This window comes from Streptomyces sp. NPDC002573 (genome assembly GCF_042889625.1).
Classification (GTDB): domain Bacteria; phylum Actinomycetota; class Actinomycetes; order Streptomycetales; family Streptomycetaceae; genus Streptomyces; species Streptomyces gibsoniae.
Genome location: NZ_JBIARC010000008.1, coordinates 21545 through 44564, shown reverse-complemented (window position 1 = coordinate 44564; position 23020 = coordinate 21545). Strand labels below are relative to the sequence as shown.

Annotated in this window: 22 protein-coding genes and 1 tRNA gene; 10 read left to right on the top strand and 13 right to left on the bottom strand. The window is 71.4% G+C overall.

Annotated features, from left to right (window positions below; translation table 11 throughout):
- Positions 1-82: 82 nt before the first annotated feature.
- Genes ACFYX0_RS10500 through ACFYX0_RS10490 form a run of 3 tightly spaced genes read right to left on the bottom strand, consistent with a single transcriptional unit; the run spans position 83 to position 3425 of the window.
- A complete protein-coding gene (locus tag ACFYX0_RS10500) occupies positions 83-967 on the bottom strand; it encodes an SDR family oxidoreductase (protein WP_355917293.1) in 885 nt (294 codons plus the stop codon).
- Positions 964-1890, bottom strand: a complete 927-nt coding sequence (locus tag ACFYX0_RS10495) for an alpha/beta fold hydrolase (RefSeq protein ID WP_388968882.1) — start codon at positions 1888-1890, stop codon at positions 964-966. The genes ACFYX0_RS10500 and ACFYX0_RS10495 overlap by 4 nt, the downstream gene beginning before the upstream one ends.
- Positions 1887-3425 carry a flavin-containing monooxygenase gene (locus tag ACFYX0_RS10490; protein ID WP_388968879.1) on the bottom strand — a complete coding sequence of 513 codons (1539 nt, stop codon included), beginning with the start codon at positions 3423-3425 and terminating at the stop codon, positions 1887-1889. The genes ACFYX0_RS10495 and ACFYX0_RS10490 overlap by 4 nt, the downstream gene beginning before the upstream one ends.
- Positions 3426-3593: 168 nt before the next feature.
- On the opposite strand from ACFYX0_RS10490, the gene ACFYX0_RS10485 reads away from it, so the two are divergent.
- Positions 3594-4247 carry a MerR family transcriptional regulator gene (locus ACFYX0_RS10485; RefSeq protein ID WP_388968877.1) on the top strand — a complete coding sequence of 218 codons (654 nt, stop codon included), beginning with the start codon at positions 3594-3596 and terminating at the stop codon, positions 4245-4247.
- Positions 4248-4283: 36 nt separating this feature from the next.
- Here the strand turns inward: ACFYX0_RS10485 and ACFYX0_RS10480 are convergent, their stop codons facing one another.
- On the bottom strand, positions 4284-5084 hold the full coding sequence (locus tag ACFYX0_RS10480) for an exodeoxyribonuclease III (protein ID WP_388968874.1): 801 nt from the start codon (positions 5082-5084) through the stop codon (positions 4284-4286).
- 68 nt (positions 5085-5152) lie between these two features.
- On the opposite strand from ACFYX0_RS10480, the gene ACFYX0_RS10475 reads away from it, so the two are divergent.
- Positions 5153-5629, top strand: coding sequence for a GNAT family N-acetyltransferase (locus tag ACFYX0_RS10475; protein ID WP_388968871.1), 477 nt, complete (start codon positions 5153-5155; stop codon positions 5627-5629).
- A gap of 210 nt (positions 5630-5839) precedes the next feature.
- Here the strand turns inward: ACFYX0_RS10475 and ACFYX0_RS10470 are convergent.
- The 7 genes from ACFYX0_RS10470 to galU all read right to left on the bottom strand — a co-directional run bounded on the left by ACFYX0_RS10470 (position 5840) and on the right by galU (position 11616).
- Positions 5840-5913 (bottom strand) — tRNA-Ala (locus tag ACFYX0_RS10470).
- Positions 5914-6009: 96 nt separating this feature from the next.
- Positions 6010-7257, bottom strand: a complete 1248-nt coding sequence (gene glpR, locus ACFYX0_RS10465; protein WP_388968868.1) for a gephyrin-like molybdotransferase receptor GlpR — start codon at positions 7255-7257, stop codon at positions 6010-6012.
- 173 nt (positions 7258-7430) lie between these two features.
- Entirely contained in the window at positions 7431-8033 is a 603-nt protein-coding gene (locus ACFYX0_RS10460; protein WP_355918625.1) for a GNAT family protein, read from the bottom strand.
- Between the two features lie 26 nt (positions 8034-8059).
- Positions 8060-8638, bottom strand: coding sequence for a MogA/MoaB family molybdenum cofactor biosynthesis protein (locus ACFYX0_RS10455; RefSeq protein ID WP_355918628.1), 579 nt, complete (start codon positions 8636-8638; stop codon positions 8060-8062).
- Entirely contained in the window at positions 8635-9114 is a 480-nt protein-coding gene (gene moaC, locus ACFYX0_RS10450; protein WP_311695531.1) for a cyclic pyranopterin monophosphate synthase MoaC, read from the bottom strand. Before moaC ends, ACFYX0_RS10455 begins: the two co-directional genes overlap by 4 nt.
- Positions 9115-9386: 272 nt before the next feature.
- Entirely contained in the window at positions 9387-10709 is a 1323-nt protein-coding gene (gene glp, locus ACFYX0_RS10445; protein WP_388968865.1) for a gephyrin-like molybdotransferase Glp, read from the bottom strand.
- A gap of 4 nt (positions 10710-10713) precedes the next feature.
- Positions 10714-11616, bottom strand: coding sequence for a UTP--glucose-1-phosphate uridylyltransferase GalU (gene galU / locus ACFYX0_RS10440; protein ID WP_355918634.1), 903 nt, complete (start codon positions 11614-11616; stop codon positions 10714-10716).
- Positions 11617-11773: 157 nt separating this feature from the next.
- Between galU and ACFYX0_RS10435 the strand changes: the two genes are divergently transcribed.
- The gene (locus ACFYX0_RS10435) at positions 11774-12325 is read left to right on the top strand and encodes a 5-formyltetrahydrofolate cyclo-ligase (RefSeq protein WP_388968863.1); all 552 of its coding nucleotides are present in this window, start codon (positions 11774-11776) and stop codon (positions 12323-12325) included.
- An 89-nt stretch (positions 12326-12414) separates the two neighbouring features.
- Here the strand turns inward: ACFYX0_RS10435 and ACFYX0_RS10430 are convergent, their stop codons facing one another.
- Positions 12415-15258: a penicillin acylase family protein gene (locus ACFYX0_RS10430; protein ID WP_388968860.1), complete on the bottom strand. Its 2844-nt coding sequence runs from the start codon at positions 15256-15258 to the stop codon at positions 12415-12417.
- A 257-nt stretch (positions 15259-15515) separates the two neighbouring features.
- On the opposite strand from ACFYX0_RS10430, the gene ACFYX0_RS10425 reads away from it, so the two are divergent.
- The 6 genes from ACFYX0_RS10425 to mscL all read left to right on the top strand — a co-directional run bounded on the left by ACFYX0_RS10425 (position 15516) and on the right by mscL (position 21381).
- Positions 15516-17042, top strand: a complete 1527-nt coding sequence (locus ACFYX0_RS10425) for a potassium/proton antiporter (protein WP_311695525.1) — start codon at positions 15516-15518, stop codon at positions 17040-17042.
- A gap of 279 nt (positions 17043-17321) precedes the next feature.
- Positions 17322-18593 (top strand): MFS transporter, encoded by a 1272-nt coding sequence (locus tag ACFYX0_RS10420; protein ID WP_388968857.1) that lies wholly within the window; start codon positions 17322-17324, stop codon positions 18591-18593.
- A 68-nt stretch (positions 18594-18661) separates the two neighbouring features.
- On the top strand, positions 18662-18964 hold the full coding sequence (locus tag ACFYX0_RS10415; RefSeq protein WP_388968854.1) for an FmdB family zinc ribbon protein: 303 nt from the start codon (positions 18662-18664) through the stop codon (positions 18962-18964).
- A 128-nt stretch (positions 18965-19092) separates the two neighbouring features.
- Positions 19093-19944: an S-methyl-5'-thioadenosine phosphorylase gene (locus ACFYX0_RS10410; RefSeq protein ID WP_311695520.1), complete on the top strand. Its 852-nt coding sequence runs from the start codon at positions 19093-19095 to the stop codon at positions 19942-19944.
- A 237-nt stretch (positions 19945-20181) separates the two neighbouring features.
- Positions 20182-20775, top strand: a complete 594-nt coding sequence (locus ACFYX0_RS10405; protein ID WP_388968851.1) for a hypothetical protein — start codon at positions 20182-20184, stop codon at positions 20773-20775.
- A gap of 135 nt (positions 20776-20910) precedes the next feature.
- Positions 20911-21381 carry a large conductance mechanosensitive channel protein MscL gene (gene mscL / locus ACFYX0_RS10400; RefSeq protein ID WP_388968849.1) on the top strand — a complete coding sequence of 157 codons (471 nt, stop codon included), beginning with the start codon at positions 20911-20913 and terminating at the stop codon, positions 21379-21381.
- A gap of 54 nt (positions 21382-21435) precedes the next feature.
- On the opposite strand, the gene ACFYX0_RS10395 is transcribed toward mscL, so the two are convergent.
- Positions 21436-21630: a hypothetical protein gene (locus ACFYX0_RS10395; protein ID WP_311695516.1), complete on the bottom strand. Its 195-nt coding sequence runs from the start codon at positions 21628-21630 to the stop codon at positions 21436-21438.
- Positions 21631-21948: 318 nt separating this feature from the next.
- Here ACFYX0_RS10395 and ACFYX0_RS10390 point away from each other — a divergent pair, with 318 nt between their 5' ends.
- A complete protein-coding gene (locus tag ACFYX0_RS10390) occupies positions 21949-22977 on the top strand; it encodes a P1 family peptidase (protein WP_388968846.1) in 1029 nt (342 codons plus the stop codon).
- Positions 22978-23020 lie beyond the last annotated feature (43 nt).

Genomic DNA, 23020 nt, shown 5'->3' with positions numbered 1-23020 from the left:
GCCCATGAGGGTTCACTCCCGTGGTGGGTGAGGGGATCGGGCTCGACCAGACTGACACGCACCGACTACACACGCATTTCGATCAGTTACGCAGCGTACGGCGCTGCTGCTCATCGGCCTCCCCGCCGGCCCCCACCAGCCCTGTGCGCACCGCCCTGAGCCGGGGCTCGAAGCGCCGCATCTCCCGCTGTCCCACCGTGGCGACGAGCCCGGGCAGATACCCGCGCACCGCCTGCATCCCGCGCAGCCAGGCCTGCCCGTAGACGTGGCTGGAGCGCCGTTCGATCCCGGCCACGATCCGTTCCACCGCCGGGCCGAGCGGATAGGTCTTGCCGGCCGGCCACGGCAGCCGCTGCCGCAACTCCCGCATCGCGTCGTCCCGGTCGGCGCCCCGGACCATGTCCGTGTCGGTCCAGGACAGATACCCGACCCCGACGCCCACACCGTGGTGCGCGACCTCGGCGCGCAGACTGTGCGCGTACGCCTCCACGCCCGACTTGGACGCGCAGTAGGCCGTCATCATCGGCGCGGGCGTGATCGCCGCGAGCGAGGCGATCTGGAGCAGATAGCCACGGCTCTCGACCAGCGCCGGCAGAAACGCCCGGGCCGTCACCGCCGAGCCGATGAGATTGACCTCGATCACGCGCCGCCAGGACTCGGGGTCGGAGGCGGTGAACGGCCCGCCGTTCGCCACACCGGCGTTGGCAACCACGATGTCGATCTTCCCGAACCGTTCCTTCACCTCCCCCGCGACCCGGGTCATCGCCTCGTGGTCGGTGACGTCGGCGTGCCAGTGGTCGCTGTCCCCGTACAACCGCTCGGAGACCTGCTTGAGCGCGTCCGCCTCAAGACCGACAAGCGCGACCCGCACCCCGCGGACCGACAGCTTCCGGGCCAGCAGTTCGCCGACGCCTCGCGCGGCGCCGGTGACGACGGCCACCCGGCCCTCCAGGCTCACCCTGCTCATGCTCCCTCCTTGACCTGTGCGTTGCCCGTGTACGTCGTGACGAGTGCTCGGATCTTCCCGGTCACCAGCTCCGGTGCCTCGACCGGAGTCATATGGCCGAGCCCTGGCAGTTCCGTGCTGCCCACGCAGTGGGGCAGGGCGGCGACCAGCGCCCGCGTGTGCACCGGTGGGGTGAGCCGGTCGGCGGTGCCGACCAGGACCTCCGTCGGGACGGTCAACTCCCCTATGCCGCTCTCCAGGTTCAGCGCCGCCAGCACCCGCGACCAGGCGTGCCGCGGCGCGCTGCGGCAGCCGTGCACCACCCGTGCGCACGCCTCCACCATCGCGGGTGTCGAACCGGCGCCCATGGTGGCGTACTTGAGGATGCGCAGGGACACCGGCGTGATCGGCCCCAGCGGCGCGCGGGAGCCCAGGACGCGCCCCGTGAGCCAGGTGCGCACGCGCCCGGCGCGCATCGGGAGCACCAGAGCCTCGGCGACCAAGCGCGTGCTCCCGGTGCTGCACAGCAGGACGGCCGCCGTGTGCGCCCGGAAGCGGGGGCGCGCGGCCGCGGCGAGTACCGTCATCCCGCCCATGGAGTGCCCCACGACCACGGCCTTCTCGTCCGGTGCGAGGATGGCGGCGAGCACCGCCTCCAGATCGTCGGCGAGCGCCTCGGTGGTGCACGCGGGGCTCGCGGGACTGCGCCCGTGCCCCCGCTGGTCGTAGGCGACCACCCGGTGATCGGCTGACAGGTCCCGGATCTGCGCCGCCCAGAAGGCGGTCGAACAGGTCCAGCCATGGGCGAGGACCACGACGGGCGCGCCCTCGGGTCCATGCACCTCGACATGCAGCCGGGCGCCGTCGGCGGAGCGGACGGTGAGTTCCCGTGCAGGGGCGGGCGGCGCGTACGGCCCACTCGTGACATGTGCCGGCCGGCTCATGCGCGCGCCTCCGTCCGCGTCCCGGTGGTGCTCTCGCCCGGTCCCGCCGTCGCCCCGGGGGCGCGGAGCACCTCGTACTCCGCCAGGTCGACCCGTCGGGTCGCGGTGCGGAACTCCGTCGTCGTGCCCGGCCAGATGGTGGTGTTGCGGCCGCTCGCGTCGAGGTACCAGCTGGTGCAGCCGCCGGTGTTCCACACGGTGCGTTTCATGCGCTCCTGCACCTTGTGGTTCCAGGCGTCGACGGCACCCGGACGGGGGTCGAGCGCGACCCGCCCGCCGAGCACGTCCAACTGCCGCAGATAGTCGGCCATGTAGTTCAGCTGGGACTCGATCATGAGGATCATCGAGGAGTTCCCGAGGCCGGTGTTGGGACCGATGATCGACATCCAGTTGGGGAATCCGGCGGCGGTCGCGCCGCGCAGCGCCCTCATGCCGCCGCCCCAGGCCCGGGAGAGCGTCCGTCCCCCGGCGCCGACCACCCGGTCGGCGATCGGCATGTCCGTGACGTGGAAGCCGGTGCCGAAGACGATCACATCGGCCTCGGTCTCGGTGCCGTCCGCCGCGACCAGGGTCGAGCCGCGGACCTCGGTCAGACCGGAGGCGACGACCTCCACATTGGGGCGGGTGAGCGCCAGGTAGTACGTGTTGGAGAGCAGGATCCGCTTGCAGCCGATGCGGTAGTCCGGGGTCAGCTTGGCCCGCAGCGCCGGATCCTTGACCGCCCGCGCCATGTTGCGCCGGGCCATCCGCTCGACCAGGCCCAGTTCGTCGGGGTGCTTGGTGAACGCCTGGACCTGCAGCTCGCGGATGCCCCACAGGAATCCGCGGCGCAGCTGCGTGGTGAACGGCAGCGCGCGGTGCAGCCGGCGTTCCAGAGGGCTGATCTCCCGGTCGACGCGGGGCATCACCCACGGCGGGGTGCGCTGGAAGAGGGTGAGCCTGCCGACGACCGGCTGGATCTCGGGCACGATCTGGATCGCGGAGGCGCCCGTGCCGATCATGGCGACGCGCTTGCCGCGCAGGTCGTAGTCGTGGTCCCAGCGGGCGGAGTGGAAGATCCTGCCGGGGAAGCCGTCGAGGCCCGGGACGTCCGGGATCTTCGGGTCGGACAGCGGTCCGGTGGCGGAGACGACGACATCGGCGGTGAGCGGCCCGCTGCTGGTCTCGATCGCCCAGTGCATCCGCGCGGGGTCCCAGGTCATCATCTTCACCTCGGAGTGGAGGCGGAGGTGGGGCCGCAGCCCGAAGACGTCCGTCACATGCTCCAGATAGGCGCGGATGTGTTCCTGCCCGGAGAAGGTACGCGGCCACTCGGGGTTGGGCGCGAACGAGAACGAGTACAGGTGCGACGGAACGTCACAGGCGCAGCCGGGGTAGCTGTTGTCGCGCCAGGTGCCGCCGACGCCACTCGCCCGCTCCAGCACGACGAAGTCGGTGACGCCCTCCCGGCGCAGCCGCACGGCGGCCCCGAGCCCGCCGAACCCGGACCCGATCACCGCCACCCGCACATGAGGCACATGCTCGTTCTCGGCCATCCCGAAGCCTCCCGGTCCTTGCGGCCGGCTCGGCTGACATCTGGTCAGAGGAGCCGGTGAGACTCTGCCAGTGAACACTGGCGCAATGGGGAGGGTAGGGCAGCGGCGTACCGATGGGTAGGGGTCGGCACGAGGAAAGTTACCGGCGGTACGACGTAGGGTTCGGGCGTGGCAGAAGACGGGGAGCGGAGCGAGTACCGCATGGAGGAGCTGGCCGAGGCGGCCGGCATCACGGTGCGCACCCTGCGCTTCTACCGCGAGCGCAAGCTGATCCAGCCACCGCGCCGCGAGGGCCGTATCGCCTGGTACGACGACACCCATCTGGCCCGGCTGCGTACGATCTCGGCGCTTCTGGAACGCGGTCACACCCTCAGCGGCATCGCGGAGCTGGCCGAGGCGTTCGACCATGGTCGCGACGTCGGCGAGCTGCTGGGGCTCGGCGGCCCCACGGAGGAGACCCCGGTCCGCCTCACCCCGGAGGACCTGGCCGATGTGTTCGGCGCCGAGACGACCCCGGAGAACCTCGCCGCGGCCCTCGACCTCGGCTATCTCGGCACGGACGGCGGCGAGATCGTCCACATCAGCCGCCGGCTTCTCGACGTCTCGGCGGCCCTGGTGCGCGAGGGCATCCCGCTCGCGGACGTCCTGGCCGCCGCCCGCCGTGTCCGCGACCACGCGGAGGCCCTGGCGGACGTCTTCACGGATCTGATGTCCGCCCACCACCGCTCCCCCGAGGACGCCCGGCGGCTGCGCCCGCTGGCCCAGAGCGTGGTGCAGGCGGAGCTGTCCCTGGTCCTGGACCGCCGTCTGCGCGAGCCGTAGGGCGCAACACGCCCTAGGTCCGGCGCGGGACTCAGATCACTCGAAGACCACCGTCACGGGAGCGTGGTCGGACCAGCGCTCACCATGGGTGGCCGCCCGCTCCACCACGGCCTTGACGGTCCGGCCCGCGAGTCCGGGGGTCGCCACGGCCAGGTCGATCCGCCATCCCGAGTCGTTGTCGAAGGCGCGGCCCCGGTAGGACCACCAGGTGTAGGGCCCCTCGACGTCCGGGTGCAGCGCCCGCACCACGTCGACATACCCGCCGTCCTCGGGGTCGAGGACCCGGCCCAGCCACTGCCGCTCCTCGGGCAGGAAGCCGGAGTTCTTCTGGTTGCCGCGCCAGTTCTTCAGGTCGGCCTCGCGGTGGGCGATGTTCCAGTCGCCGCACACGAGGACCTCGCGTCCGTCGGCGGCCGCCCGCTCCCGCAGTTCCTTCAGATGTCCGAGGAACTCGTCCATGAACCGGACCTTCTCGTCCTGCCGCTCGGTGCCGACCTCGCCGGAGGGCAGATAGAGGCTGGCGACGGTGACACCGGGCAGGTCCACCTCCACGTACCGCCCGCTGCCGTCGAACTCGGCCGACCCGAACCCGACGCGTACCCGGTCGGGCTCGCGGCGGCTGTAGAGCGACACCCCGGCGCGGCCCTTCGCGGCGGCGGGGGCGTGCACGACATGCCAGCCGTCGGGCGTCCGCACGTCCACGGGAATCTGCCCGGGCTCCGCCCGGACCTCCTGCAGACACAGCACATCGGCGGAGGTTCCGGCCAGCCACTCCACGAAACCCTTCTTCGCGGCGGCACGGATCCCGTTCACGTTCACGGAGGTCACAGTCAGCACCCGGGAACCCTACCGGCACACTGGACGGGACCCCGTTCACGGTGATGCATAGTTGTACGATTGGTAGCATGAATATTCGCCGCGTGTCCTTCGACCACCCCGACGCCGTCAAGCTCAGCGATGAGGTCCAGGCGGAGTACCACCTGCGCTACGGCGACGGCGGCGACGCCACCGAGCTGGACCCGACGATGTTCGTACCGCCCTCCGGCCTGTATCTGATCGCCTACGACGAGCACATGCGCCCCGTGGCCACGGGCGGCTGGCGCGGCCAGGAGCAGAACGACGAGGGCTATCTCGACGGGGACGCCGAGCTCAAGAGAATGTTCGTCATAGCGGAGATGCGGGGCCGCGGTCTGGCCCGCCGCATCCTGGCCGCACTGGAGGAGGACGCCCGCGCGGCGGGCCGCACCCGCATGGTCCTGGAGACGGGCAGCAAGCAGCCCGAGGCCGTGGCCCTCTACGCCTCCAGCGGCTACGAGCCGTGCGCCAAGTTCGGCTACTACCGCCACCACGAGCTCAGCCTCTGCTTCGCGAAGCCGCTGTAGTGCCCGGGGGGCCCGTGCACCTGCGGGCCTTCTGCGGTCCCCCTCACATCGCACACCGGCGCCCGAACTGCGCGGCGCGCCGGTCGCGTTCGGGAGCGCCGGAGCGAACTCGGAACAGGTCGGCACAGCTCGGCACAGCAAAAATCCCGCCCGATCTTTCGATCGGACGGGATTTTCCCAACTTCCCTGAGCTTCAGGGAGTTGTTGCGGTGGACCTGAGGGGATTTGAACCCCTGGCCCCCTCGATGCGAACGAGGTGCGCTACCGGACTGCGCCACAGGCCCTTGCAACGAGTGAAACTCTAGCATCCCCATCGGCCGGTCTGGAAATCCGTTCCGCCCAGGTCAACCGGCGGAGTCCGACAGGGCCGCCGCCGGCACCTACTCGTTGGCGGCCCGCGGACGTTCCCCGTCCTCGTACTGGTCGAACAGCGGGGTGCGCCCCCGCTCCCGGGACCGTCGCGCCGAGGCCGCCCTGCGGGCGTCGCTCCGGCCGTCGTCGCCGGCTTCGGACGGGTCCTGGGCCCCGGCGCCGGGTTCCGCCTCCGGATCCGGCTCACCGCGGTCGGCCCCGGAGGCCCCGGGCACGGGCGCCGCCGCCTCCGCCGCGCTCGACCGGGCGGAGCTCCAGGCGTCCGCGGCGCCGAGGTCCACGTTCGGCGTCGCCCGCGGCGCGACCGGCGCGGTCACATACGTCGGCAGCGGCACCGGCACGGGATCCCAGCTGTCCCCGTGCCCGGGCCTGCGCTGCCGCTCGCGCTGCTGGTCCACCCACTCGGCGTGGTCGGTCTGCTCGACCAGGGCCCGGCGGTCGGCGGCGAGCGCGGACAGTCCGGGGTCGGTCGCGGGTTCGGGTCCGTCCTCCGGTTGCTGCTCGTCCGCCTCGGGGGCGACCGGAGGCCGCCGCCGGGGCTGCCGCTCCCTCAGCCGCTGCGCCGCCACCTCGGCCTGGCGCCGGTCCATCGTGTAGATGAACCGCTTGCGCTCCTGCGACCGCAGATAGGCGATGTACGCGCTCAGCAGCACTGCGGGCACGCCGGGCGCCCACAGGAAGGCCAGCCCCCCGACGGCGGCGACGATCGCACCGAGCGTGAACGCGAGGAAGAGCATCACGGTGGTGCGTCTGCGCCGTGCGAGCACCTTCGAGCGCCGGGCGCGTGCCCTGGCCTCCGCCGAGGGCGCCTTCCGGGCCCGGGGCGCGCCCTTGCCCGTCCGGGCGGGCTCCGGTCCGGAGCCGGCCTGGGGCTGTGCGCCGGACCTGGCCGGCTCCGGGGGCGCCGACTCCCGTGGAGCCTGGGCCGCCGACTCCCGTGGAGCCGGGACCTCCGGCTCCGCGCGCACCCGCTCCTGCCGTCCGCTCGGAGGCATGGCGAAGGCCCGGACGTCCACCGAGCCGGTGACGCCGTCCGGGTGACCACTGGGCTCCCCCTCCTCGGCGGAGCGCGCCCGCAGGTCCTTGGCGTATCGACGCTCCATGCCCGCCCGTCCGGACAGCAGCCGGATGGCGGTGCTGAAGCGTTCCGTCGGACGAGACTCGTTCAGCTCGTCCTGCCTACGGAGCCACATCGGCACCAAGTAGGCGGCCCAGGCCCCGACAATGACTGCGTAGATGAGGCCGCTGCTGCTCACGCCTCACACGGTAGAGGGGTTTGCGTGAGGCCATCTGCCAATTGGGCCGGTGTGTCGCACGATCTGGCTGATATTTCGAACTTTTTTTGGGACCGATGCGATCAGCAGGCCGACGGGACCGCTATTGCATTGGCCTGAGCTGATCGCCACCCGATCAATTTCGAACACATTTCTTATTTTCCGGGGTGGGTCTGCTGAGAGCGTGACCGGCGCCAGCGTGCGAGCAGTCCCTCGGGCACCTCTTCGGCGGTGAGCGCGAAGACGAGGTGGTCCCGCCAGGCCCCGTCGATGTGCAGATAACGCGGCCGGAGCCCCTCCTCGCGGAATCCGAGTTTCTCCACGACCCGGCGGCTCGGCCCGTTCTCCGGGCGAATGCAGACTTCGATGCGGTGGAGCCCCACGGTCCGGAAGCAGTGGTCGACGACGAGCGCCACGGCCGTCGGCATCACCCCGCGGCCCGCCACCGCCTCGTCCACCCAGTAGCCCACATGCCCGGAGCACATCGATCCCCAGGTGATCCCGGCGACCGTCAACTGGCCCACGAGCTGCCCCTGGTACTCGATGACGAAGGGCAGCATCCGGCCCGCGCTCGCCTCCCTGCGCAGATGGCGGACCATCTGGCGGTAGGTCGGCCGGTGCGCTATCGGGCCGCTCGGGGTGGGCGGCGGAATGGTCGCCTCCCACGGCCGCAGCCACTCCCGGTTGCGCCGGTTGACCTCACGCCAGACCCGCTGGTCGCGCAGCCTTATCGGCCGGAGGACGACATCGCCGTCCACCAGCTCGACGGGCCAGGATGGGCTGTTCAGCTCGCACCCCCACTCGGTCTGGGGCGGTCCGCGTCGGCCGCCGCGCCCGCGTCGGCCCTCGGGTGGTCACCGCCGCGGATCTGGTCGACGGCGTGCATCACCAGGGGTTCCAGGACGGCCAGTCCGTCCCTGACCCCGCCGGTGGATCCCGGCAGATTGACGATCAGCGTCTGCTCGGCGACCCCGGCGGTTCCCCGGGAGAGGGCCGCCGTCGGCACCTTCTCCCTTCCGAACGCCCTGATGGCCTCGGGAATGCCCGGCACCTCGAAGTCGATCACCGCGCGGGTCGCCTCGACGGTGCGGTCGGTGGGCGAGACACCGGTGCCACCGGTCGTCACGATCACGTCGTAGCCGGCCCGGACGCCGGTCCGCAGCGCCTGCTTCACGGGGTGGCCGTCCGGGACGACCCACGGTCCGTCGACGGCGAAGCCGAACCGGGTCAGCGCCTCCACGATGAGGGGGCCGCCCTTGTCCTCGTACACGCCCGCGGCCGCACGGTTCGACGCGGTCACCACCAGGGCCGCGTACGGCGCCTGCAGGGCGTGGCCGGACGGCTGCCCGGCCGGTGCCGTCATGCCCGGCTCCAGTCGCCCGACTTCCCGCCGGTCTTCTCCTCCACGCGCACGTCCGTGATCACCGCTCCCTTGTCGACGGCCTTGACCATGTCGATCACGGTCAGCGCCGCGACGCTGACCGCGGTGAGCGCCTCCATCTCGACACCCGTGCGGTCGGTGGTCCTCACGGTCGCCGTGATCTCCACCGCGTCGTCCGCGACCGACAGATCCAGCTTCACACCCGACACCGACAACGGGTGGCACAGCGGGATCAGGTCCGGGGTGCGCTTGGCGCCCATGATGCCCGCGATGCGCGCGGTGGCGAGCGCGTCGCCCTTGGGCACGCCCTCGCCGCGCAGAAGCTCCACCACACGGGGCGAGACCAGCACACGGCCGCTGGCGCGGGCGGTGCGGTCGGTCACGTCCTTCCCGGAGACGTCGACCATACGGGCTGCCCCCGCGTCGTCGATGTGGGTCAGTCGGTCTGGCGTACTCATCTGCTGCGGCGCTCCATGTCCGGGCCCGGCGGTGCGGCGCACGGACCTGTTGTGCGCGACACGGTACCTCCAAGCACGCGCGCCGGGCCGGGCAAGGTCCACTGACCGGACGCGCCGGTGGACACGCCCCTCCCGGCGCCCGGACGAAGGCCCCCAACCCGGGCACCCCCAGTGCCCTGAGCGGGGTCGCGGGTCATCGGATCGCCGTTCATGAGGTCGTGAGGTCGCCGTTCATGGGGTCGCCGGTCGTATGGTCGTGCGTCGTCTCGGGGTCAGCCGAGGAGGACGACCTCGACCTCGGCGCCCGGCTCGACGGACGTGTCGTCCTCGGGGACGACGATCAGCGCGTCGGCCTGCGCGAGGGCCGCGATCAGATGCGATCCCGCCCCGCCGACCGGGGTCACCGTGCCGTCGGCGTATCTCCCGCGCAGGAACTGCCGCCGGCCCGCGGGCGAGGTCAGCGCCTTGTCCGCCTGGAGAACGGCCCTGGTCCTGGGCCGGTGCACGTCCTCCAGGCCCATCATGGTGCGGATCACGGGCCGTACGAACAGCTCGAAGGAGACGTACGACGACACCGGGTTGCCGGGCAGCGCGAGCAGCGGCGTGTGCGCGGGGCCGACGGAGCCGAACCCCTGGGGCTTGCCGGGCTGCATGGCGAGCTTGCGGAACTCGACGCCGCCGCCCTCCTCGTCCGGGTTGCCCACGGCGGTGAGCGCTTCCTTGACGACGTCGTACGCCCCCACGCTCACCCCTCCGGTGGTGACCATGAGGTCGGCGCGGACGAGTTGGTCCTCGATGGTGGAGCGGAGCGTGTCCGCGTCGTCGGCGACCGCGCCCACCCGGTAGCCGATCGCCCCGGCGTCCCGGGCGGCGGCGGTCAGGGCGAAGCTGTTGGAGTCGTAGATCTGGCCGTCCGCCAGTTCCTCGTCGGGCTGGACGAGTTCGCTGCCCGTGGACAGGACGACCACGCGCGGGCGCGGGCGTACCCGGACCGCGCCGCGGCCGATCGCGGCGAGCAGTGCGATCTGCGGAGGACCGAGGACGGTGCCCGCCGCGAGGGCGAGCTCGCCGGCCTGCACATCGCTGCCCTTCGCGCGCACATGGGCGCCCGCCTCGGCCGGGCGGTGCACCCGCACCTCCCCGGAGGCACCCTCGGGCGCGAGACTGCGGGCGCGCATCCCGGAGACCGGGCCGCCGCCCAGTCCGCCGTCGGTCCATTCCACGGGGACGACGGCCTCGGCGCCGGGCGGCAGGGGAGCACCGGTCATGATGCGCGCCGCCTGGCCGGGCCCCACCCGGAGCGGGTCTGCCGCCCCGGCCGCGACATCGCCGATCACCGTGAGGACGGCCGGGAACTCCTCGCTCGCGCCCGCGACATCCGCGACCCGCACCGCATAGCCGTCCATCGAGCTGTTGTCGAAGGGCGGCAGGGAGACGGGCACCGTGACATCGTCGACCAGCACACAGCCCAGGGCGTCGAGCAGTTGCAGCTCGATCGGGTCCAGCGGGCGGACGGCGGCGAGGATGTCCTGAAGGTGCTCGTCCACCGACCAGAGGCGGTCCTGGCCGGTGTCGGGGGTCGCGGCGGCGCTCAAATCGCTACATCTCCTCGGATACGTAACTGCGAAGCCAGGCCCGGAAGTCCGGCCCCAGGTCTTCACGTTCGCACGCGAGTCTGACAATGGCACGCAGGTAGTCGCCGCGGTCGCCGGTGTCATAGCGGCGGCCCGTGAAGACGACACCGTGCACCGGGCCGCCGACCTTCTCGTCCTCGGCGAGCTGCTGGAGGGCGTCGGTGAGCTGGATCTCGCCGCCCCGGCCCGGCTCGGTCTTGCGCAGTATGTCGAAGATGTGCGGGTCGAGGACATAGCGGCCGATGACCGCGTAGTTCGACGGGGCGTCCGCGGGGTCCGGCTTCTCGACCAGCCCGGTCACCCTGACCACGCCGCCCTCCTCGGTGGCCTCTACGGCCGCGCAGCCGTAGAGGTGGATCTGCTCCGGCGCGACCTCCATGAGCGCGATGACGCTGCCGCCGTGCCGCTCCTGGACCTCGACCATGCGGGCCAGCAGGGGGTCGCGCGGGTCGATGAGGTCGTCACCGAGGAGGACGGCGAAGGGCTCGTGGCCGACGTGGGGCGCCGCGCACAGCACGGCGTGGCCGAGGCCCCGGGGGTCGCCCTGGCGGACGTAGTGCATGGTGGCGAGGTCGCTGGACTCCTGGACCTTCGCGAGCCGCTCGGCGTCGCCCTTCTTCTCCAGGGCCGACTCGAGCTCGTAGTTGCGGTCGAAGTGGTCCTCGAGGGGGCGCTTGTTGCGGCCTGTGATCATGAGTACGTCGTCGAGCCCCGCGGAGACCGCTTCCTCGACCACGTACTGGATCGCCGGCTTGTCGACGACCGGCAGCATTTCCTTGGGGGTGGCCTTCGTGGCCGGGAGGAACCGGGTACCGAGGCCTGCCGCGGGAATGACAGCCTTGGTGATCCTGGGGGTGGACTCAGTCATGCCCGCCACCTTATCGGGTGGCTTTGTGCGGTATCTGTGGCTCCGATTAATTTGCTCTCATATGAGCAGATCAAGGAAGGCAGGGCAGTGACCAGTGGTTCCCAGGGAACACGAGGCGGAGCCTGACAAACGAATGTTGCGGCGAGGGTTCCTCTCGATGAGAAGCAGGTTGACGGCGGGTGACGTCGACCTGGCCGCGGACGTGCTCGCCGAGCGGGCCCTGGAGCTGCCCGAACTCGCGCACGCGCGCACGGTGGCGGCGTATGTATCCGTGGGGGAGGAACCCGGCACCCTCGCCCTCCTGGACGCCCTGCGTGCGCGGGGCGTACGCGTCCTGCTGCCGGTGCTCCTGCCGGACAACGACCTGGACTGGGGCGCGTACACCGGGCCGGACTCCCTGGTCCCTGTCCGGCACGGCTCCCGGATGGCCCTTCTGGAGCCCGTGGGCGAGCGGCTGGGCCCGGAGGCCGTGCGGCAGGCCGACGCGGTGCTGCTGCCCGGCCTGGCCGTGGACGCGCGCGGCATGCGCCTGGGGCGCGGCGGGGGCTCCTACGACCGTGTGCTGGCCCGTCTGGAGCGTGCGGGAGTCGACCCGGCGCTGGTGGTGCTCCTGTACGACACGGAGGTCGTCGAACGCGTCCCCGAAGAGGCCCACGACCGTCCCGTGCACGCGGTGGTGACGCCCTCGGGCGTGCGCCGCTTCCGCTGACCTCGGGCGGACGGCCGCACTACGAGAAACGGCCCTCCACGCACGCGTGGAGGGCCGTTCGCTCACCGGGTCTCACCCGGCACCCGGGATCAGGGCTTGAGCACCAGGGTGTCGGTCGTGCTCTTGTCGACCGCGTCCTTGGCGAAGTGCCACGGCAGCAGTTCGCCCTGGGCCCACTTGTCCGTCTGGTCGGTGTAGTGGGCGCTGTAGGCGTGGCCCGAAGCACCGGACAGGTTGATCCACTTGGACTTGTCGAGGTCGGCCAGGTTGACCACCATGCGCATCGACGGCACCCAGACGGCGCCGTAGCCGCCCGCCGCGTTCCAGCCGGTGGCGTTCACAGTCGCCTCGCCGCCGTCGAGCTTCCAGGGCCCGCGGTTGAGCATGTACTGCAGCAGGCCGGGGCCGTCGGTGCCCAGCGTCTCGTTATTCAGGAACAGCCGGTGCAGCCGGCCCCAGCTCCAGGTGTCCAGGTCGTTGCCGAGCTTGGCGGTCAGCTCCCAGCGGGCGTCCTTCATGGCCCGCGCGAACAGCTCGTCACGCGTCGTGGCGGCCGGGTCGGTGCGTGTCTTGGGCGTCTGCCACCAGTCGTTCTTCTCGTCGTCGATGATGGTGCGCACCACCTCGAACCAGCGGTCGCCGCCGTCGGGCTGCGCCTCGTCCGTGTCGCGCTGGCCGCACTCGCGCACCTTCTGGTCCGCGTCCGCGGGGCCGGTGGAGTCGGCCGGCTCGACCCACAGGCACTGGCCCTTGACCCGCAGCTCCTTGGGCAGCTTGTTGCCGAACGCGAGCTTGAGGATGTTGCGCCAGACGGCGTTGAAGTAGGCGGCCGCCGCCGAGTCGGCGTCCTGGGTGTAGTCCCAGCCCTCCAGCAGCTTCTGCGCCTCACGGACGTGCTTGTCCGCGACGTCGATCTTGAGCAGCTTGGGCACCAGGAGCTTGGCGATCTCACTGCTGTTGTCGAGCTGCATCTGCCGCATGTCGTCGGTCGAGATCTTGCCGTTGCCCTTGATCTTCGACTCGATCAGATCGGTGATCCGCTGGCTGCGGGTGCCGTAGCCCCAGTCGGTGGTGAGGGTGTAGGGGTACTTGCTCTTGTCGATCACGGCCTGGTTGGCGGTGACGATGTAGCCGCGCTTCGGGTTGAACTCGTACGGCAGGGCGGCCTGCGGAATGTAGCCGGTCCACTGGTACTTGCCGTCCCAGCCGGGGGCCGGGACCGAGCCGTCGTCTCCCGACGCGCGCGTGGGGATCTTGCCGGGCAGCTGATAGCCGATGTTGCCCTTGACGTCGGCGTAGATCAGGTTCTGCGAGGGCACGTCGAAGGAGCGGGCCGCAGCGCGGAACTCATCCCAGTTCGACGCCTTGTCGAGCGCGAAGACGGCGTCCATGGAGGTGCCGGGGTCCAGGGCGGTCCAGCGCAGCGCGACCCCGTAGCCGTCGCCGCGGTCGGGCGCCGCGGTGTTCACGGTTGCCTTCTTGCCGACGTTGACCAACTCGTCGTCGCGGTCGGACAACAACGGCATGTTGTTCGCCTCACGGACGACGATCTGCTTGGAGTCCCCTCCGGCGACCTTGATCGTCTCGGTGCGGCTGGTGAACGGCATCACCTTGCCGTCGTAGAGGTAGCCGTCGCCGGACAGCTTCTCCAGGTAGAGGTCGGTGACGTCGACACCGGAGTTGGTCATGCCCCAGGCGATGTTCTGGTTGTGGCCGATGACCACCCCGGGCATACCGGCGAACGTGTACCCGCTCACGTCGAAGTGGCAGGAGCTGGAGAGCTGCGTGCAGTGCAGGCCCATCTGGTACCAGACCGAGGGCAGCGAGGCCGCCAGATGCGGGTCGTTGGCCAGCAGCGGCTTGCCGGTGATGGTGTGGCTACCGGCGACGACCCAGGAGTTGGAGCCGATGCCGTTGCCGTTCACGCCCACGGCCGTCGGGAGGCTGTCGAGGGACGTGGACAGCCGCGCCAGCTGACCCTGCAGGCCGGTGCCGGCCGAGGTCGCGCCGCCGGACTTCGTCGATCCGGACGTGGACGTACCGGCCGAGGTCGTGCCTCCGGTCGTGGACGTACCGGCCGAGGAAGTACCGGACGTGGACGTACCGGTCACGGAGCTCCCGGTCGTCGACCGGGAGCCCGAGCTGCTGCCCTCGAAGGCCTTCGTGAGGGCGTTGTACTGGCCGGTCTGGACAATCGGCTTGTTGCGGTCGTAGGGGTACTCCGGGTACAGATCCGCGATCTGCTTCGGACCGAGCCGGCTGGTCATCAGCGAGCGGTCGATCTCGTCCTTCATGTTGCCGCGCAGGTCCCAGGCCATCGCCTTGAGCCAGGAGACCGAGTCGACCGGCGTCCACGCCTGGGGACGGTAGTCGTTGGTCAGGGACAGCGCCGCGTACTCCAGGGAGATGTCCTTGCCGTCCTTGCCCTGCAGATAGGCGTTGACTCCCTTGGCGTACGCCTGGAGGTATTTCTTCGTGGCGGACGACAGCTTGGTGTCGTACTCCTGCTGCGCCACCCGGTCCCAGCCCAGGGTGCGCAGGAACTCGTCGTTCTTGACCTGGCTCTTGCCGAACATCTCGGACAGCCGCCCGGATGTCATGTGGCGGCGCACGTCCATCTCGTAGAACCGGTCCTGCGCCTGGACGAATCCCTGCGCCATGAACAGGTCCTCGTCCGAGGAGGCGTAGATCTGCGGGATCCCGTAGCCGTCACGCTCGACCCGAACGGGACCCGACAGTCCCTGGAGCGTGATCGAACCCTTGGTCTGCGGGAAGGAGGCACGGACGGTACTGACGGACCAGTAACCGCCGTAGCTGAAACCGCCCACAAGGGCCACAACCAGGACGATCACGAGCAGACGGGCTCTGCGCCCCTTCTTCCTGCCGGACTTGCCGGGCTTCTGGCCGGAAGAGGCGGTGGTGTTGGGGGGCATCGCTGTCCTTGCTGTCCTAACACGAGCGGCAGGGCGGGCTGTGCTTTCTACTGAGCGCTGGGAGCAACCATAGGCGCAGGGCCCGCACCGCCTTGACGCGGAGTCGGGAACGCGCCCCGGGCAGGAGTTCGATCATGCGCCTCGAAGCGTCAAGAAAGCGTCAAGACTTAGGTAAGGTAATGAAGTACCTGTCCTGAACATCCCGGCGGAACCCGATTCCTGCCGGGTCCGAGGCGCCCCCACGACGGCGCCGCGGATTGGCGAGAAGGGAACGGCCGCTGACTGTCCACCACCTCAACCAGCTCCTGCTCGTCTGCTCGCTCGTCCTGCTCATCGCGGTGGCGGCAGTCCGTGTCTCGTCGCGCAGCGGGCTCCCCAGCCTGCTCGTCTACCTGGGCATCGGCATCGCCATGGGGCAGGACGGGGTGGGCGGTATCCACTTCAACAACGCCGAACTCACCCAGGTCATCGGCTACGCGGCCCTGGTCGTGATCCTGGCCGAGGGCGGTCTCGGCACGAAGTGGAAGGAGATCAGGCCGGCTCTCCCCGCGGCCTCTTCCATGGCCCTCCTCGGCGTCGCGGTGAGCGTCGGCGTCACGGCGGCCGGCGCGCACTACGTGAGCGGCCTGGAATGGCGGCAGGCGCTCATCATCGGAGCGGTGGTGTCGTCGACCGACGCGGCGGCGGTCTTCTCCGTCCTGCGGAAGATCCCGCTCCCCGCGCGCGTGACGGGCGTTCTGGAGGCCGAGTCCGGCTTCAACGACGCCCCGGTGGTCATCCTCGTCGTCGCCTTCTCCACCGCGGGCCCGGTGGAGCACTGGTACCGGCTGGTGCTGGAGATATGCGCGGAGCTGGCCGTGGGCGCGGCCATCGGCCTCGCGGTGGGCTGGCTCGGCTCCTGGGGCCTGCGGCATGTGGCACTGCCCGCCTCCGGCCTCTACCCGATCGCCGTCATGGCCATCGCGGTCATGGCCTACGCGGGCGGCGCGCTCGCCCACGGCAGCGGCTTCCTCGCCGTGTACCTGACGTCGATGATGCTCGGCAACGCCAAACTGCCGCACTGGCCCGCGACGCGCGGATTCGCGGAGGGGCTCGGCTGGATCGCCCAGATCGGCATGTTCGTCCTGCTCGGTCTGCTGGTCACCCCGCACGAGCTGGGCGACGACGTGCTGCCCGCCCTCGTCATCGGGCTGGTGCTGACGATGGTGGCGCGCCCCCTGAGCGTGGTGCTGAGCCTGCTGCCGTTCCGGGTGCCGTGGCAGGAGCAGACGCTGATGTCATGGGCCGGGCTGCGCGGCGCGGTCCCCATCATCCTGGCGACGATCCCGATGGTGAACGGCGTCGCGGGCAGCCGCCGCATCTTCAACATCGTCTTCGTCCTCGTCGTCGTCTACACCCTGGTCCAGGGCCCGACCCTGCCGTGGCTGGCCCGCGTCCTGCGGCTGGGCCAGGGCCCCGAGGCCGCCGACCTCGGCATCGAGTCGGCGCCCCTGGAGCGGCTGCGCGGGCATCTGCTGTCCGTCGCGATCCCCGAGGGCTCCCGGATGCACGGCGTGGAGATCAGCGAGCTGCGGCTGCCGCCGGGGGCCGCGGTCACCCTCGTGGTGCGGGACGGCACCTCGTTCGTGCCGCTGCCCTCGACGGTGCTGCGACGCGGGGACGAACTCCTCGTGGTCGCCACGGACGAGGTCCGTGACGCGGCGGAGCGGCGCCTGCGGGCCGTGGGCCAGGGCGGCAAGCTGGCCGGCTGGCTGGGGCTGGGGAACGGGGCGGCGGGGTCCTGACGGCGCCGGCACACCGTCGGCAATCGCAGGCGAAGGACCCGATGGTGCGCCTTTTCACAGGTGCACTCACCCCCCACCTCTGTACAATCAAGGCGACCTTGATCGAACCAACTCTGCCTGACGCAGAGCTGGCGCGACCGTATGGCGGCCGGACCCCCTGAGCAGTGGGCGCCGGTATCTACCGCAGTCCGCGCAAGAGGACAGCTCTCGGCGCGCCCTCGCACGGCGAACGGGCCCACAGAAGGGGCCGCGCTACCAGGCGGCAGAAAGGCACGGGCCGTGGTGTCCACGGTCACCTCGAAGTCGTCCCGTCCGGGCTACGGACAGCTGCTGCGCACCCGCGGTGCCTGGACGTTCCTGCTCCCCGGTTTCGCGGCACGACAGCCGTTCGCGATGCTCACCCTGTCCGTCGTGCTGCTAGTCCAGCACACGACCGGCTCCTACGGGGCCGCGGGCGCCGTCGCGGCGGCCACCGGCGTCTCCATGGCGCTCTTCGCGCCCTACAGCGGCCGGCTCGCCGACCGCCACGGCCAGCGGGCGGTGCTGCTTCCCGGCGTCCTGGCGCACGCCCTCGCGGCCACGTCCCTGACGGCGCTCGCGCTGGCCCACGCACCCCTGTGGGCCCTGTTCGCGGCGGCCGTCCCGACCGGTGCCTCGGTGCCCCAGGTCGGCCCCATGGTGCGGGCCCGCTGGGGCGTGAAGCTCAAGGACTCGCCCCTGATGCCGACGGCGGCGGCCTTCGAGTCCGTCACCGACGAGCTGACCTTCGTGCTCGGACCGCTGCTGGCGACGGCCCTGTGCACCGCCGTGGCCCCGGCCGCGGGCCTGCTGGCCGAGGCGTCGCTCACGCTGGTCGGCGGCGTGCTGTTCGCCATGCAGAAGGGCACACAGCCGCCCGTTGCCACCGAGACGCACGCTCGCGTGCAGCACGCCTCCGCGCTGAGCGTCCCCGGGGTGCGGGTGCTGATCGCGACCTTCCTGGGCATCGGTTCCGTCTTCGGCGGCATGCAGGTCTCGCTGGCCGCGTTCAGCGAGTCGATCGGCTCCCCGGGGCTGAACGGCGTCCTGTACGGCGTCTTCGCCGCAGGCAACATGCTCTCCGGCATCGTCTGCGGCGCCCTCGCCTGGAAGGTTTCCCCGCAGCGCCGTCTCGTCGTCGGCTACACGGCCCTGGCGCTGGCCGCCTCCTCCCTGTGGACCGCGCACTCCGTGGTCCTCCTGGCGGGCCTCGGCCTGCTCGTGGGCATGTGCATCGCTCCCGCCCTGATCACCGGCTACACGCTCGTCGAGGGACTGGTCCCGGCGGGCGCCCGCACCGAGTCCTTCACCTGGCTGACCGGGGCGGTCGCGCTCGGCCAGGCGGCCGCGGTCACCGTCGCCGGTCAGCTGGAGGACCGCCTGGGGGGCGGCGCCGGATTCCTCGTCCCGATGGGGGGCACGGTGCTGGCGCTGGTGACCCTGGTGTCCCTGCGGTCACGCCTCGCGGGACGGCAGCACGGACGCACCGTGGCACGTGGCGTCGGTCACCGCTCCCCTGCCACGGTGGACTGATCGCGGGGAATGCGTCACTATTGATGGTCGTTAGCACTCATCGAGTCAGAGTGCCAGGAGGAAGACTAGTGCCGACCTACCAGTACCAGTGCACCGAGTGCGGCGAGGGCCTCGAGGCGGTGCAGAAGTTCACCGACGACGCCCTGACCGAGTGCCCCAACTGCGGTGGCCGCCTGAAGAAGGTGTTCTCCGCCGTCGGCATCGTCTTCAAGGGTTCCGGCTTCTACCGCAACGACAGCCGCGGCTCGTCCTCGAGCAGCAGCCCGGCGTCGTCGTCGAAGTCGTCGGGCTCCTCCTCGTCGGGCTCCTCCTCGTCGTCGACCGGCTCCGGCTCGTCGTCGGGCAGCACGACGTCCAGCTCCGCCGCGTAAGGCTCGCTCTCCGGCCCCGCTGTCGCACGACGGCGGGGCCGGCAGGCTTCTCCCACTCCCCCTTCTGTCCTGATCTCGTAAGACGGCGGGGGGATTCGTGCTCTCCGGGGCCCGCTACTGTGCTCGCCATGGCGAACGCAGAAAACGGTGTCAGGGCGGAGATCGGGGTCATCGGGGGCTCGGGTTTCTACTCGTTCCTCGACGACGTGACCGAGATACAGGTCGACACCCCCTACGGAGCACCCAGCGACTCCCTCTTCCTCGGTGAGATCGCCGGCCGGAAGGTCGCCTTCCTCCCCCGTCACGGTCGCGGCCACCACCTCCCGCCGCACCGGATCAACTACCGCGCCAATCTCTGGGCGCTGCGCTCCGTCGGCGTACGGCAGGTGCTCGGACCGTGTGCCGTGGGCGGGCTCCGCCCCGAGTACGGCCCCGGGACGCTGCTCGTCCCCGACCAGATGGTGGACCGTACGAAGGCCCGGACGCAGACGTACTTCGACGGGCTCCCGCTGCCCGACGGCGCCGTCCCGAACGTGGTGCACGTCTCGCTCGCCGACCCCTACTGCCCCGTCGGCCGGAAGGCCGCGCTGGAGGCGGCGCGCGGACGGGACTGGGAGCCGGTGGACGGCGGCACGCTGGTCGTGGTCGAGGGTCCGCGCTTCTCCACCCGTGCCGAATCGTTGTGGCACCAGGCGCAGGGCTGGTCCGTGGTCGGCATGACCGGCCACCCCGAGGCCGCGCTCGCCCGCGAACTTGAGCTGTGCTACACGTCGCTGACCCTCGTCACGGATCTGGACGCGGGGGCCGAGACCGGTGAGGGCGTCTCGCACGACGAGGTGCTGAAGGTGTTCGCGGCCAACGTGGACCGGCTGCGGGGCGTGCTGTTCGACGCGGTCGCGGGTCTGCCGGCGGCCGAGACGCGCGACTGCCTGTGCACGACCGCGCTGGGCGGGATGGATCCGGGTTTCGAGCTGCCGTGACGTCGTGATGCCGTGCCGCCGGGATGTCGCGCCGTCGTGAAGCTCTGCCGCCGGGATGTCGCGCCGTCGTGAAGCTGTGCCGCCGTGTTGCCGTGAAGCCGTGCGGGCGCCCGGAACGCCCCGTTCGGGTGGGCGAGTTGTCCACAATCGGCCTGTGGTCCACGGGGCTCGGCGAGCGGCGCCGCAAAGCCTCATCGTGGACGGCGTCCCGCTCCCACGACGCAGGTGGTGACCACCATGGCTCAGCTCTCTCCGCCCTACCCCCACGCTTCCGTACGCCCGCCGCACACCGGCACCGTCCGTCCGCCGGACCTCGGCGGCCTCGGAGACCGTTCGGGCGCGCCCCCGACCTGCACGGTGCCGCACTTCGCGCCCCTGCGTGTGCGCGGCGGGCGGCATGGGCTGCACCGCCTGCTGCGGCACCGGAGGCGGGCCGTGGCCGTCGGCCTCGCGGTCACCGCGGCAGCGCTGGTCGCGGCGGGGCCCGGCGGCTCCGAGGGGGCACGGGGACATCCAAGCGCCGACAGACACCCCAGGGCGGCCGAAGGGCCGGCAGGGGCGCCACGCTCCGTGGAGATGGTCACGGCCCCGGTCCGGATCGCGGACGGGGCGACGGTACGGCTGCTGCGGCCGGGCGACCGGGTCGATGTGATCGCGGCCGACGGCGGGGGCGGTGCGGCGGTGGTCGCGCCCGGGGCCCGGGTGATCCGGGTGCCGGACGCCGAGCCCACGGAGAGCGGCGCGCTGGTGGTGCTCTCCGTGCCGCGCGTCACGGCCGCGCGCCTGGCCGGTGCCGGCGCGACCTCACGACTGGCGGTGACGCTGTGCTGAGCACGCCGGTGACACCCGTCGGCCGGGCTCCGAGCCCCGTTTACCGGCCCTCGGGCTGGACAGATGCGGGAGGGCCTGACGTAGGTTGCGGAGCTGTTTGTTCCGCAACGTGTGCAGTCGAGGAGGGGCTCACCGGTGAGCGAGAAGAAGGCGCCGAGCGTCTTGCAGGGGTTCAAGGCGTTCCTGATGCGCGGGAACGTCGTCGATCTGGCGGTGGCGGTGGTCATCGGCGCCGCCTTCACCGGCATCGTGAACTCCGTGGTGAAGGGCGTCATCAACCCGGTCGTGGGTGCGCTCGGCACCCAGAGCCTGGACAACTACAGCTCCTGCCTCAAGGCACCCTGCACGGGTACCGGGGCGAACGCGACGGGGGTCCGGATCCTGTGGGGCTCGGTCCTCGGCTCCACGCTCAACTTCCTGATCACCGCGGCCGTCGTCTACTTCCTGATGGTCCTGCCCATGTCCAGGTTCCTGGCCCGGCAGGAGGCGCGCCGCAAGGCGAAGGAGAGCGCGGACGAGGTGGTGGAGGTCACCGAGCTGCAGGTGCTCAAGGAGATACGCGACGCTCTCATGGCCCAGCACAACTCGGGACGCATAGGGTCATAACAGACCGGGGCGGAAGGGGCACCGCCCGGCCGACCGCCCCGTGTCCGGGAGCACTCACAGGTGGTGGGGCGGCTTCTCGTCGAGGAAACGCGCCAAGTCGGCCGCGCTGTCACCGCTCGTGCCGGGCCGCTCGCCCCACCCCTGGTCGGTGTCGTCCGAGGACGGCCGGCTCAACGGGTCGTCGAAGACAAGGGCGTCCTTGGGGTCGGGCTTGGCGTCGCGCGGCGCGCGGGCGGGGGTGGTGCTCATACCCCCCAGCGTACGTCCGCGACGCCGGAGCCCGGGGCCGCGCCTTCCGCCAGGCGAGGCCCCGGCGCGGATACCGACCGGCCGCCTGACGGGCATGGGGCATGGGCATGGGCATGGGCATGGACACCAGTACCGATCGGCCGACCGACAGGCACAGGCATTAGTACCGACCGGCCGGCCGACAGACGTAGGCATTAGCACCGACCGGCCATCTGCCAGGCGCAGTCACCAGCCGGCCGGCAGCAATGGCCGGCAGCAATGGCCGATGACCGGCCCCCAAGGGCCACCGAACACCCGGCATCGACAGATCATGGAGGCATGACAGTTGACGCTCTGACAGATGTCGCGGGCCTCCGGGTGGGACATGCCACACGGACCGGGGACGGCTGGCTGACCGGGACCACCGTCGTCCTGGCTCCGGAAGGCGGGGCCGTCGCGGCCGTGGACGTGCGCGGTGGCGGGCCCGGCACCAAGGAGACCGACGCGCTCGACCCGCGCAACCTGGTGCAGAAGGTCGAGGCGGTCGTCCTGACGGGAGGCAGCGCATACGGACTGGACTCGGCGTCGGGCGTGATGGCCTGGCTGGAGGAGCGCGGGCGCGGGGTGCGCGTGGGTCCCGAGCCGGCGCACGTGGTGCCGGTCGTGCCCGCCGCCTGTGTCTTCGACCTGGGGCGTGGCGGCGACTTCAAGGCGCGTCCGGACGCGGCGGTCGGCCGGGCGGCGGTCGAGGCGGCCGCGGCGAGCGAGCCGGGCGCACCGGTGGTGGAGGGCTGCGTCGGGGCCGGCACGGGTGCGACGATCGGCCCCTTCAAGGGCGGGATCGGCACGGCGAGCACCGTGCTGGAGTCGGGGATCACCGTGGGCGCACTGGTCGTGTGCAACGCGGTGGGCTCCGTGTCGGAGCCGACGACGGGCGCCCTGTACGGGGAGTTGACCCAGGGCCGGGTCGATCTGCCCGCGCCGGAGGTGCACGCGGCCGCGCGGCGACGGCTGGCCGAGGCTGCGGCGAGGGGCGGCCGCCCTCCGCTGAACACGACGCTCGCGGTCGTGGCGACCGACGCCGACCTCACCAAGGCGCAGGCGCAGAAGCTCGCCGGCACGGCGCACGACGGCATCGCGCGTGCCGTACGACCCGTGCATCTGCTCAACGACGGGGACACGGTGTTCGCGCTGGCCACCGGTGCGCGGCCACTCGCCCCGACGGGCCCCCTCGCGCTCAACGAGGTGCTCGCGGCGGGCGCGGACCTGGTGACGCGCGCCATCGTGCGGGCCGTGCGCGCCGCCGTGCCGGTCGACGGGCCAGGCGGATCGTGGCCGTCGTACGAGGAGTTGTACGGGGGGCGATAGGGGACACGGCGGGCGATTGTCCCGGTTCTGTCACACGGCGGTC